The organism is Parapedobacter deserti (assembly GCF_042646065.1).
Lineage (GTDB): Bacteria > Bacteroidota > Bacteroidia > Sphingobacteriales > Sphingobacteriaceae > Parapedobacter > Parapedobacter deserti.
On sequence record NZ_JBHRTA010000022.1, the window covers coordinates 164,033 to 176,752 of the forward strand.

General features: G+C 48.9%; 11 protein-coding genes. 5 read left to right on the top strand and 6 right to left on the bottom strand.

Annotation, left to right across the window (positions count from 1 at the left end; all coding sequences use genetic code 11):
* Window positions 1–14: 14 nt before the first annotated feature.
* The gene (gene asnB / locus ACFOET_RS07485) at window positions 15–1,712 is read right to left on the bottom strand and encodes an asparagine synthase B (protein WP_379021157.1); all 1,698 of its coding nucleotides are present in this window, start codon (window positions 1,710–1,712) and stop codon (window positions 15–17) included.
* 309 nt (window positions 1,713–2,021) lie between these two features.
* Between asnB and purN the strand changes: the two genes are divergently transcribed.
* The 3 genes from purN (at window position 2,022) to ACFOET_RS07500 (ending at window position 5,153) form a co-directional block, all read left to right on the top strand.
* Entirely contained in the window at window positions 2,022–2,600 is a 579-nt protein-coding gene (gene purN / locus ACFOET_RS07490; protein WP_379021159.1) for a phosphoribosylglycinamide formyltransferase, read from the top strand.
* A gap of 133 nt (window positions 2,601–2,733) precedes the next feature.
* Window positions 2,734–4,260, top strand: coding sequence for a bifunctional phosphoribosylaminoimidazolecarboxamide formyltransferase/IMP cyclohydrolase (gene purH / locus ACFOET_RS07495; RefSeq protein ID WP_379021161.1), 1,527 nt, complete (start codon window positions 2,734–2,736; stop codon window positions 4,258–4,260).
* A gap of 17 nt (window positions 4,261–4,277) precedes the next feature.
* Window positions 4,278–5,153 (top strand): DUF72 domain-containing protein, encoded by an 876-nt coding sequence (locus tag ACFOET_RS07500; protein WP_379021163.1) that lies wholly within the window; start codon window positions 4,278–4,280, stop codon window positions 5,151–5,153.
* A 38-nt stretch (window positions 5,154–5,191) separates the two neighbouring features.
* On the opposite strand, the gene ACFOET_RS07505 is transcribed toward ACFOET_RS07500, so the two are convergent.
* The 3 genes from ACFOET_RS07505 to ACFOET_RS07515 form a co-directional block, all read right to left on the bottom strand.
* Window positions 5,192–5,935, bottom strand: a complete 744-nt coding sequence (locus ACFOET_RS07505; protein WP_379021165.1) for an RluA family pseudouridine synthase — start codon at window positions 5,933–5,935, stop codon at window positions 5,192–5,194.
* A gap of 78 nt (window positions 5,936–6,013) precedes the next feature.
* Window positions 6,014–6,859 (bottom strand): 3-hydroxybutyryl-CoA dehydrogenase, encoded by an 846-nt coding sequence (locus ACFOET_RS07510; protein WP_379021167.1) that lies wholly within the window; start codon window positions 6,857–6,859, stop codon window positions 6,014–6,016.
* A 155-nt stretch (window positions 6,860–7,014) separates the two neighbouring features.
* The gene (locus tag ACFOET_RS07515; protein ID WP_379021169.1) at window positions 7,015–7,488 is read right to left on the bottom strand and encodes a hypothetical protein; all 474 of its coding nucleotides are present in this window, start codon (window positions 7,486–7,488) and stop codon (window positions 7,015–7,017) included.
* Between the two features lie 302 nt (window positions 7,489–7,790).
* Between ACFOET_RS07515 and ACFOET_RS07520 the strand changes: the two genes are divergently transcribed.
* Complete coding sequence (locus tag ACFOET_RS07520) at window positions 7,791–8,726, top strand: ABC transporter ATP-binding protein (RefSeq protein ID WP_379021171.1); 936 nt, start codon at window positions 7,791–7,793, stop codon at window positions 8,724–8,726.
* The gene (locus ACFOET_RS07525) at window positions 8,723–10,048 is read left to right on the top strand and encodes an ABC transporter permease (RefSeq protein WP_379021173.1); all 1,326 of its coding nucleotides are present in this window, start codon (window positions 8,723–8,725) and stop codon (window positions 10,046–10,048) included. Before ACFOET_RS07520 ends, ACFOET_RS07525 begins: the two co-directional genes overlap by 4 nt.
* Window positions 10,049–10,057: 9 nt before the next feature.
* On the opposite strand, the gene ACFOET_RS07530 is transcribed toward ACFOET_RS07525, so the two are convergent.
* Together ACFOET_RS07530 and ACFOET_RS07535 are read right to left on the bottom strand one after the other, a co-directional pair.
* The gene (locus ACFOET_RS07530) at window positions 10,058–10,774 is read right to left on the bottom strand and encodes a type 1 glutamine amidotransferase domain-containing protein (RefSeq protein WP_379021175.1); all 717 of its coding nucleotides are present in this window, start codon (window positions 10,772–10,774) and stop codon (window positions 10,058–10,060) included.
* Window positions 10,775–10,873: 99 nt separating this feature from the next.
* Complete coding sequence (locus tag ACFOET_RS07535) at window positions 10,874–12,712, bottom strand: UbiD family decarboxylase (protein ID WP_379021177.1); 1,839 nt, start codon at window positions 12,710–12,712, stop codon at window positions 10,874–10,876.
* Between the last annotated feature and the right edge of the window lie 8 nt (window positions 12,713–12,720).

A 12,720-nucleotide genomic window follows, 5' to 3' on the forward strand; every position in this document is an offset into this window, starting at 1 on the left:
CCCCCAACCCCTGATTACAGCGCTTCAGCCACCTTAACTTTCTCTTTTTCGTAGCTTTCCTGATGTACGTTAGCCACGGCACGTCCGGACGGGTCATTCACATTTTGGAAAGACGCATCCCATGCAAGCGCTTCCGGTGTACTGCATGCCACCGACTTCACAGACGGAACCGTCCGAGCGGCGGCGGCCGATGGAAAATGCTCAGTAAAAATAGACCGGTACAGGTACTCCTCTTTGTTTTGGGGCGGATTAATAGGGAAACGCTCTGCAGCGGAAGCAAGTTCCTCATCGCTTACACGCAGCGCCGCCTGCTCCTTCAGCGTATCGATCCAGCTGTAGCCCACGCCGTCTGAAAACTGCTCCTTCTGTCGCCAAGCGATACTTTCAGGCAAGTAATCTTCAAAAGCTTTGCGCACTACCCATTTTTCCATGCGGTCTTCACGGATCATTTTGTCTTCCGGATTCAGCTGCATGGCGATATCGACAAACTCCTTATCCAAGAACGGCACCCGGCCTTCCACGCCCCAGGCAGCCAGCGATTTATTGGCGCGCAAGCAATCATACAAGTGTAATTTGCTCAGTTTGCGGACGGTCTCTTCATGGAACGCTTTCGCATTGGGTGCTTTATGAAAATAAAGGTACCCGCCGAACAACTCATCTGCCCCTTCGCCGGAGAGCACCATTTTGATTCCCATCGATTTGATTACTCGCGCAAGCAGATACATGGGTGTTGATGCGCGGACAGTCGTCACATCATAAGTTTCCAGGTGATAAATCACATCTCGGATCGCATCAAGCCCCTCCTGTATGGTGAAATTAATCTCATGGTGTATAGTACCGATGTGATCCGCAGCTTTTTTCGCGGCAGTCAAATCCGGAGATCCTTTCAACCCGACAGCAAACGAATGCAGGCGTGGGTACCAAGCTTTTTCTTGGTCATTGGATTCCACGCGACGCGAAGCGAATTTTTTCGTAATTGCCGCGATAACCGATGAATCCAATCCCCCAGAAAGCAATACGCCATAAGGTACGTCCGACATCAACTGCCGATGCACCGCATCTTCCAGGCCCTTACGCAATGCATCGATATCTGTAGTATTATTCTTTACATTTTCATATTGCTCCCATTCACGGGAATACCACCGCTGCGGCTCGCTACTCGATTTGCTGTATAGGTAGTGGCCCGGAGGGAAAGTTTCGATGCGGCTGCAATAACCTTCCAAAGCTTTCAGTTCGGATGCCACGTAAAAAGTCCCCAAGTCGTCCCACCCCATATATAACGGTATGATCCCGATGTGATCTCGGGCGATTAGGTAAGCATCGTTCTTGGCGTCATAGAGCGCAAATGCAAAAATCCCATTCAGGTCTCCGATAAAAGACGGACCTTTTTGCTCATACAAAGCCAATATAACCTCGCTATCGCATTGGGTGGAAAACGCATAATCAGGCAGCCCGTTCCGCAATTGTTGATGGTTGTATATTTCGCCATTAACGGCAAGCACAACGTTCCGATCGGGGCTATATAGTGGTTGTTGACCAGATTTCGGATCCACAATCGCCAAACGCTCATGCGCTAAAACAGCCCGGTCGGAGCTGTATATCCCCGACCAGTCCGGCCCTCGGTGACGTACCTTCTTCGACATCTTCAGCACTTGGGGCCGTAATTCTTCTGACTTCTGTTTCAGGTCAAAAGCACCAATGATTCCACACATAAATGAATATCTTAAATGTTAGTTATCGTTATCGTCATGCAAAGTAACGAATAAAATATTGATATTCGTAACAATTTATGTGTTTTACAATCATTTTCTAAAAAAAAATTAATTTTTCGCACAATAATATCAATAAAACTGTGATTAAGATATCATATTTTTAATATTATAATAACAGCTATCGCTTAGTGAAATCGGTTTTACCCTTTGTCGGTCTGGACGGAAAAGCTACTTTTGCGGTTTGTTTATTTGCCAAACTTTGTTAAGTTTGGGTGCAATCAGCAGATAACATCACCATCGACAAAAAAAGTGAAAAAAAGAATTGCCATTTTTGCCTCAGGATCAGGGTCTAATGCCCAAAAGATCATGGAATATTTCAAATATCACGATCTGGCCGAGGTAGCCTTAATACTGAGCAATAATCCGGATGCCTACGTGCTCCAACGTGCGGATAATTTTGAAATCCCGACACATGTCTTTGATCGGTATGCTTTTTACGAAACTGACGAAATTCCTGAGCTCTTGGAAAAACTGAACATCGACTTGGTTGTATTGGCAGGCTTTCTTTTGTTGGTACCACAAAACCTGTTGCGCAAGTTCCCAAACAAAATCATCAATATCCATCCCGCGTTGTTGCCTGCATACGGTGGCAAGGGAATGTACGGCGATCGTGTTCACCAGGCGGTATTGAACGCTGGCGAGGAAGAATCTGGTATTACCATTCATTTTGTCAACGAACATTTTGACGAAGGTGAGGTGATTTACCAAGCTCGCTTCAGGATCGAACCCGGTGATACGTTAGAGGTTATCAAGTTTAAAGGACAGCAGTTGGAACACCAGCATTACCCCAAAATCATTGAAAATCTTTTGAAAAAGATGCAACACTGATCGAAGAAAAAATGTGCTTATGCCGTAAAAATGTAATATAAAACATCAGAAGAATGCCGCTGCAAATTTGCTTTTACTTTCAGCAAACTTTACCTAAGTTTGCGGCTCATAAATCCAAACAGCTACACTAAACATGAGCTACCCTGTCAAAATAAAAAATGCTTTAGTATCGGTCTATTATAAGGAAGGCCTCGCTCCATTGATAGATCTGTTAGGTAATCACGGCGTCACCTTCTACTCCACAGGCGGTACCGAGTCCTTTATCCGCGAATTGGGCCATGAGGTAATCGCGGTGGAAGACCTGACCGGATATCCATCCATTTTGGGCGGCCGCGTGAAGACGCTTCATCCGAAGGTTTTCGGAGGTATACTTTCGCAGAGGTCGTTGGAAACCGATAAACAGCAGCTGCAAGAGTACGAGATTCCTGAGATTGATTTGGTTGTCGTAGACCTCTACCCCTTTGAGGAAACCTTGGCTTCAGGTGCCGGAGATCAGGAAATCATCGAAAAGATCGATATTGGCGGCATTTCGCTCATCCGTGCAGCGGCGAAAAACTTCAACGATGTGGTCATCGTGGCGTCAAAGGACGATTTTAACCGGTTGGCAGAAATATTGACTGAAAACGAAGGGTATACTTTTTTGGAACACAGGAAGGATTTCGCAAAGCGGGCATTCAATATTTCCTCGCACTATGACACTGCTATCTTCAACTACTTCAATCGGCAGGAGCCCTTGGAGGTGTTCAAGGCGAGTGAACAACATGCACAGGTGCTTCGATACGGAGAAAATCCCCATCAACGCGGCGTATTTTTCGGCAACCTGGAAGACCTGTTCGACAAGTTGAATGGAAAAGAGCTGTCATATAACAACCTCGTGGATATCGATGCTGCCGTGGCGCTTGTCGATGAGTTTGAAGCGCCAACTTTCGCCATCTTGAAACACACCAATGCATGCGGCGTGGCTTCCCGATCCGCGCTGTTATCGGCATGGCAAGATGCCCTTGCCTGCGACCCGGTATCTGCATTTGGTGGGGTAATTATCTGCAATCGCGAAATCGACGAGGAGACCGCTGCAGAAATCAATAAGCTGTTTTTTGAGGTGCTGATCGCGCCCGCATACAGCGATGATGCATTGCGCATCCTCACCTCGAAAAAAAATCGTATCCTGCTCAGGCGGAAAAACGCAGCGCTGCCGGCCAAACAGTTCAAAACATTGCTGAATGGCGTTATCGAACAAGATAAAGACGCAGTCATTGAAGGACCAGAAGCGATGAAGCCCGTAACGGACAGGCTTCCCACGGAGCGGGAGCTGGCAGACCTGTTCTTCGCCAACAAAATCGTTAAACATACCAAATCCAATGCCATTGTATTGGTTAAGGGCGGACAATTATCTGCCAGCGGCGTAGGGCAAACCTCCCGCGTAGATGCGTTAAAGCAAGCTATAGCCAAAGCTAAATCGTTCGGCTTTGACCTAAACGGTGCAGTGTTGGCGTCAGATGCATTTTTCCCTTTTTCCGACTGCGTCGAAATCGCAGCAGAAGCGGGAATAACAGCTATTGCGCAACCGGGCGGATCGATCCGTGACAATGAATCGGTTGAGATGGCCAACAAAAAAGGGGTCGCTATGGTTATTACGGGCGTACGGCATTTTAAACATTAGGAACTCAAAAGCTTTTCATGAAATTCGGAAGCGTAGACGAACCAGGGAAAGTGGATTTCGCCTTACCCCCCACTCATCCGGACACACTGGCCCTTTTAAAAAAGCACAAACCCGGTAAGGAGCTGGAGGTATATGTGGGTTGCGCAAAATGGAACCGGCAGGATTTGAAGGGCTTTTATCCACGAGGCACGAAGGATGAGCTGATCTATTATGCCACACAATTCAACAGTATTGAATTAAACGGCACGTTTTACAATTCACCCGACAAAGCGCAAGTGGAAATTTGGAAAAGCAAAACGCCTGCCGATTTTAAGTTTTTTCCAAAAGTGCCTCAATCCATCAGCCACTTCGGGCGCCTGCTGAACGTGGATGAAAAAATGAAGGCCTTTTGCGATGCCATAGCATTCTTCGAAGAGAAGCTTGGTGTAGCGTTCCTTCAGCTGCATGACAATTATAAACCCAAAGATCTCGACAGATTGGCCGCGTTCGTGAGGAAATTCGCGAAATCCGTGCCTTTTGCCATAGAAGTTCGGAATATGGAATGGTTTGCCAATCCTGTTACAAGTCAGCAGCTTTATGAGCTGTTAGAAACAGAGAACGTTGCAAACGTCATCGTAGATACCGCAGGACGCCGCGACATGCTACATATGCGCCTCACCACTCCTGCCGCTTTCGTGCGCTACGTCGGCGCCAATCACCCGACCGACAACAGCCGGCTGGACGATTGGGTAGCCCGCATCAAAGAGTGGCGGGATGCCGGACTTCAGTCGCTATATTTTTTCGTGCATCAAAACGTCGAGGTAGAATCCCCGCTGCTATCCAGGTATTTTATCGACAAGCTGAACAACACACTCGGGCTCAAGGTCAGAGGACCACATGGTCAACTGATATAGGGTAATTGTAGCTGTCAGGCAGGTCAGGCGGCTCCGTCTCAGTCGTCAAATTTTTCTAATTGCCGGAGCAACGTCGCAAAATCCTTTGGATACGGTGCTTCAAAGTGAAATTCCTTATCATTCAACGTAAACTTTAGCTCTCGGGCATGTAACGCGAAACGCTTCATGATCGGCTGTTCTTCCTGATTCTTGCCCAACGTGAAGCCCCTTTTTTTAATCTGCGACAGGTATACCGGTTTACCTCGATAAAGGGAGTCACCTACGATGGCAGCGTGCTGCGTGGCCAGGTGAATGCGAATTTGGTGCATACGGCCGGTCACCGGACGGCATTCTACCAAGGTGTAGTGCTTGAAATAGCGTAGTGACCTGAAAAAGGTTTCAGCGCGTTTGCCGTTAGCCCGGTCAATCGTGACGTTTTTGTTGCCGAGGTTCAGGATAGGAAGATCCACCAAAAGGTCTTCAAACACATGGGTGCCTTCAATGACGGCGTGGTAAATCTTAGTTACGCGCCGCCGTTCGAACTCGATGGATATCAATCGGTAGGTTTCCGGGTTTTTGGCAATAAGCAGCAATCCAGAGGTTTCTTTGTCGAGGCGGTGGCACACCTGTGCATCCGCATGGTATTTCTTCGCAAGGCGGAGCACGCTGGCCTCCCCTCCTTCCCGTTCGTCGAGTGACGCCAAGAAAGGCGGTTTGTTGATAACGATAAGGTCGTCATCCTCATGAATAATCAGTTCAGCGAACTGTTGGATTTTCGGTACACGGCCCCCAATGGTCTTCATTCCGCAAAAGTACGGAATTTATTGTTTTTTTGTGCCATCGCAATGATACGCACAGCGAACGAGGTGTAAAACTTCTACTCAATAATCATAAAACCCACGCCCGGATTTTTTCCCCAGCGTCCCGGCTGCCACCATATTCACCAGTAGCGGGCATGGCGCATACTTCGGGTGGCCAAACCCTTCATGCAATACACGCAGGATGGCCAAGCATACATCCAGCCCAATGAAATCTGCCAGTTGCAACGGCCCCATTGGATGAGCCATGCCCAGTTTCATCACCGTATCTATCGCCCGGGCATCGGCAACCCCTTCATACAATGCGTAAATCGCTTCGTTGATCATCGGCATTAAGATCCGGTTAGCCACGAACCCCGGATAATCGTTTACCTCAACAGGCGTTTTATCCAATCGCTGTGATAGTGCTACCACACTGCGAGTTGTATTTTCAGACGTGTGATAGCCTTTTATGACCTCTACAAGCTTCATAACCGGCACGGGGTTCATAAAGTGCATGCCGATCACCCGGTCGGCACGCCGTGTGGCCGAAGCGATCTTGGTAATCGAAATGGAGGAGGTGTTGCTCGCCAAAATAGTATGTTTGGCACATAAACCGTCCAGTTCGCCGAAGAGCCTTAACTTTATCGCTTCGTTTTCCGTAGCAGCCTCCACGACAATGTCTGCATCTGTTATGCCGTCGGCAAGGGCCGTATAGGTCGTGATGCGCCCAAGCGTACGCTGTTTATCCGCCTCGGTAATCGTTTCCTTTTTTACCTGCCGGTCCAGGTTATTGCTGATTGCTGCTAGAGCGCGCACCAGCGCCGCAGCATCGACGTCTATCAAGGCGACGTCAAATCCAAATTGGGCAAATGTGTGAGCAATACCGTTGCCCATGGTGCCTGCGCCGACTACACTGATATGCTGCATAAGGTACAATACTGGTTTGTCACAAAACTAATTAAACCGGCAAAGTTTTCAGGGATAAAATGAAAATTGAAATTAAAAAGAAAAAAACGCCCATCCACCAAGCGGCGGAATGGGCGTTCATCATCAAACTTAACCAAAAATATAGAACAATTAAACTATCGCTTTTTATGGAAACGGGAACTGCCTCGCTCTCCAATCTTTAGACGCTCCTCGCTATACTTTCCGTCCCTACGTGCGTCTTTCATCACTTTCATCTTCTCCACACGCTCGGCACGTTCCTGTTCCAATAGTGCTTGCTGCTCTTCGTTCAAAATCTCGTTTAGCCGCGCTTGTTCGGCTTGCCGTTCAGCTTTCATGCTGGCTATTCGCGCTTCCCGCTCACGCCGCACCGCCGCTCTCTTTGCCTGCTGCTCATCCCGCGAGGCTTTCATCTTTTCTGCCTTTTCCAGATTCAGAGCATATACTTCCTTTCGCTGTTCATCACTTAATCCCAGCTTTTCTGTCATCCGCTCGGTCCGCATCTCCGCAATTTCCGCTGCGCTTTTCTCCTGCCGCATTCCGCGTTCCTGTGCGATTGCCGTGAAACTAATCCCAGAAACAATAAGTGTAATCAATGCCGTGTTTTTCATGATATGCTCCTCCGTAATTAATTTAACATCGATGCTGTTTTGCTTTCTTTAGTTAAGAGGGATTTTAGATCAAATAGTTTAACTAACCATTTTGTTAAAAAATGTTAAAGCGGCAACTATCAGTATTCTATTATTCTCCGTATCCTTGTAAGGACACCAGTGCAACCCGTGTGTAGGAGGCGTGTATGATGTATTCATTACATCGATGAATGGCTGGACCAGCAGTCGAGAATAGACGTTCGCTACGATGTAACAATTCGAGCATATGCGTGTCTAAAGGAAGAAAGCCACAAAACACACATATGCTTGAGATCAAAAACATTGTTAAACAGTATGCCAATCACCGGGCGTTGGATGATGTTTCCACGCAGGTAGAAAGCGGTAGCATCTTTGGTCTGCTGGGCCCCAATGGTGCTGGAAAGACCTCGCTGATCCGGATCATCAATCAGATTACCGCGCCGGACAGCGGCGAAATCTATTTCGACGGCAATCGCCTCAGTCCCGACCACATTGGGCGCATCGGCTACTTGCCGGAAGAGCGCGGTCTTTATAAAAAAATGGCAATTGGGGAGCAGATGCTATACCTGGCACAACTCAAAGGGTTGTCAAGCCAGCAGGCTACCGAGCGCATAAAGCATTGGTTTGAAAAAATGGAGATGCAAAACTGGTGGAACAAAAAAGTAGAAGACCTCAGTAAAGGCATGCAGCAGAAGGTGCAGTTTGTGGCTACTGTGGTACACCAACCCGATCTCATTATATTGGACGAGCCTTTCTCGGGTTTCGACCCCGTCAATGCCAACATCATAAAAGAAGAAATATTGGCTCTAAATCGCGGCGGTGCTACCATCATTTTCTCTACGCACCGCATGGAATCGGTAGAGGAACTATGCGATAGTATCGTGCTGATAAACAAATCTAAAAAGATACTAGACGGCAAGGTGAAGGACATAAAGAATGCATACCGATCCAATACCTATCGCGTTAATTATCTTACCCCTGATGTGTCGGTAGCACCGGTGGAAGGGTTGTTTTCCATCGTGCACACGGTAGCCACGGAGGAAAGCGTCACGCTGACCATTAAGATTGCCGATCGCAAAACCATCAATGATGTATTAATCTATTTAATACCCATTGTCCAGATTCACGAATTGAGGGAGATTGTACCCAGCATCCACGATATCTTTGTACAACAGGTTACCAATCAAACCCCACACAACTTAATCGAAACACACGAATGAATAAGATTATACTGATCATTAAGCGGGAGTATCTCAGCCGGGTAAAGAAAAAGTCATTTTTGCTGGTAACCTTTTTGGTACCGCTCTTTCTTATCGGGATTTATGCGTTGACCATCTACCTGACCGCAAAAAGTTTTGAAAGCAGCCAGGCGACGGTGTATGTTGTCGACCAAAGCGGGCTTTTTACTGGAAAGCTCAATGATACCAAAGGGCTGACGTTTATTGAAGCTTCAGATGATATCAACAAGGAGAAAGCTCACATACTGAGCGAAAAGGAAAAAACTTTTCTCTTGGTTATTCCAGCAAATGTAGTCTCTTCCGCTCAGGTTGAGTTGTTAGCAAAAGAAACTGCAAGCCTCAGTGTGCAGAATGACGTAAGCCGTCAGCTGGAAAACGTGCTCCGGGATATCGCATTTGCCGAAGCCGGTATCGACCGTGCTACCGTGGATCGTATCAGCCCCAAGGTACGGCTCATGGCCAAGGAAATTACCGAAGAGGGAGAAAAAGACAGCAGCGCAGGTGCTGCTATGGGGATTGCTATGTTTCTATCCATCTTGGTATATATCTGCCTGTTCCTTTATGGAGCGCAGGTGATGAGGGGCATCATTGAAGAGAAAAATAATCGCATTGTCGAGGTGATCATTTCGTCGGTCAAGCCGTTCCAGCTGATGATGGGCAAGATCATCGGCATCGGGTTGGTCGGGCTCACCCAGTTCACTTTATGGATTGTACTATCTTCCGCGCTGATGGGCATCGCCGGCGCAGGTATGTTGGATAGACAGGACATCAAAGCACAGATCGAGAGTCAGCAGGGTTTGCCGGGTGAAGAAATCCAATCCGCAGCAAAATCAGACGGCGGTATGTTTAGCACAGTGAAACAGGAACTGGGCAAGGTCGATTTTCAGACCATTATTATTACATTCCTGCTTTATTTCTTTGGGGGCTACTTATTGTACAGCGCACTGTTCGCTGCGGTCGGATCCGCGGTGGATAGTGAAACCGAAACGCAACAGTTTATGTTTCCCATCACAATACCCTTGCTGTTTACATATATCCTGTCTTTCGGTGTCCTGATCAACGACCCCCACGGGCCGCTCGCGTTCTGGCTGAGCATGATACCGTTTACCTCTCCTATCGCGATGCTTGTGCGTATCCCGTTCGGTGTACCGGAATGGCAAATTGCGCTATCGCTGGGATTGCTGGTTGGTGGCTTCGTCCTGACCACCTGGGTGGCCGCACGCATTTACCGCGTCGGCATCCTGATGTACGGCAAAAAACCAAGCTACAAAGAGCTTGCAAAATGGTTCCGTTATAAAGGCTAATTTGTCCAATCACGGTAGTGGATCGATGGCACCTGCTTCACCCGCTGCCCCAAGCAACTGTATAACGGCACGTGCCGCAGGTCCGGCAGACATCGGATTCTGTCCGGTCACCAGGAGTCCATCTGTCTCGACGTGGATCGAAAACGGAATGGTGGAGGCCTGGAAATCGGCGCCGAGTTCTCGCAGTGTCGATTCCAGCTTAAAGGGGATATTGCCGATGCGTGCAACCAGACTCTCCTCCGTATTGGTGAATGCGGTAATCCGCTTGCCCCGCAACAGGCCCGGTTGTAGTTCAGCGGCCTTGATGAGGGCAGCCGGACCATGGCACACCGCGCCCACCGGTTTCCCTTGGCTTAAAAAGTCCAGTATCAGTTTTCCGCTGGTTAGATCCCGGGCAAGGTCCCACAACGGACCATGGCCGCCCGGTAAGAACAGCGCATCAAAAGCATCCGCTACCATCGTGTCAAGCATCAATGTGTTGCCAAACAGGCGTTGCGCTTCAGGGTCGTCGTTGAAGCGTCGGTTGGAGGGTGTAATGTGTTCCACTAACTTACTCATCGGGTCCACTGGAGGCTCGCCCCCCGCCGGACTAGCCAATACCACTGTATGGCCTTGGTCCACAAATTCGTAGTAGGGATCGGTAAATTCACCAAGCCAGACACCGGTTTTGCTGTCGGTATTTTCCATACCCGCATGTGAAGTGAGTATCATCAATACTTTTTTCATAACGATACACTTATTTTAAATAATCGTTTAGTACGCTCGTATTTGATCTAACAGACTAGCGGCGCGATTGTTCGATGCGGGTTGGTTGTATGTGCTGTTCTATATAATGCCATGCAGCGGTTTGCCCTTTGCTCCCATTGCGCTCACGCGCTTTTCCACATCGGGGTCTTCGATCAGCTCGGGGGCATGGTGGGGCTTCTTACGGGCATCAATGATCACCGGTCCGCGGCAACCCCAGTGCTTATGTTCGATGAAGCTGCGGACGCCATGTATGTCGTACGATGGGTTGCTTCGTGTAAATGCTACCCATACCAAGTTATTGACGCTATCTGCGGTAAACGCCGCATCATCACAAAGCACGATCAGTGTGATGCCGGAAAAATCAACCGTTTCGGCCGCTGTACTCCACCGGTCGATATTCACTGCCTCATTCTCATAGTTTGTAAATGGCGGGGCTTCGACTGCCAGCACACCCGGCAGGGCCAGCTTGCAGGCCTGAAACGGCTTAGGCAACTGGAAACCGCCCGGTAGCACTACGGCGAGGTCTCGCTTTTTACTTCCCGCAGCAGCAAAAACCACCTTCGAACCGGTATTCAACCCATCTCCGGAATAATCCAGTGTGTCAATGGTCGTCCTGGTATGGAAATGCAAGTCGCGTTCGGGATCGATCCGTTCGAGTATGTGTTTCAAAAATGCCGGTATGTCATGGATATCAAGTTTGGGATCATCTTGATAAGCCGATATAAAAAGGTATTTCGCCAGACTCAATTGGTTTTTACCGAGGATTTGGTTGGCAATGGTGAGGATTTCCTGCGGCCGGTCGGTCTGCAGGTAAGGCGTATACCGCTCGCTACCGATGGCAAACAGCAACGGGTGCACTCCGGCAGCATCGACGGCGTGGACAGCATGAAGACCATTTATTTCCTGCGGAATGGCCGACCCGGTAATCTCGTGTATCAACGCCCCAAAACTGGTGTCTTCTTGGGGTGGGCGTCCCACAACGGTAAACGACCAAATCGGATTCTTCCGGTGATAAACCTTGTGTACTCGCATCAGCGGAAAGGGGTGTACCAGGCTGTAATAGCCTAGGTGGTCGCCAAATGGCCCCTCCGGTTTATTTTCACCGGGATAGACGGTGCCCGTGATCACGAAGTCCGCATCCGCCGAAATACAAAACCCCTCCTCGTCATAAAAATAGCGGAAGCGCCTGTTGCCTAATGCGCCCGCAAACGTAAGCTCTGACAATCCTTCCGGTAGCGGCATCACAGCTGCCAACGGATGTGAGGGCGGGCCACCCACAAAAATACTCACCTTCAGTGGCTGTCCAAGGGCGTTGGCCATGGTCTGGTGTACGCCGATGCCACGGTGCAGCTGATAGTGGAGCCCGACTTCGGTGTCCTGCACGTAGTCATTGCCCGCAAGTTGGATTCGATACATGCCGAGGTTGGCGTGCATGGGGCCGGGCTTAGTCACGTCTTCGGTATATACCTGGGGCATGGTCACAAACGGCCCGCCGTCCATTGGCCAATTCACGATCTGCGGAAGTTGACTGATACGCGTGGTACCGTACAGGATCGGCGCACCGCTCCTTTTTTTCCAAGGCAACGCCGACAGGGCCGTCGCCGCCACATGGGCATACCGGAACGGGTTTTTGATGGCCTGCATCGGGTTTGACTTAACGTCAACCAGTACCTTGATCTTATCAAGTGTATCCCTAAACATAAATCGAGACCGCTCAAGCGTGCCAAACAAGTTAGAAACAGCAGGAAATGAGCTTCCTTTGATGTTTTCAAACAGCAGGGCCGGCCCCTGTGCCTGGTAGACACGCATATGTATGGCAGCCATCTCCAGGTATGGGTCTACCTCATCTTTGATTCGAATCAAGTGACCGTGCCGCTCCAGGTCATTTACGCACTCAGTTAGGCTGCTGTATCCCATACTCGCTT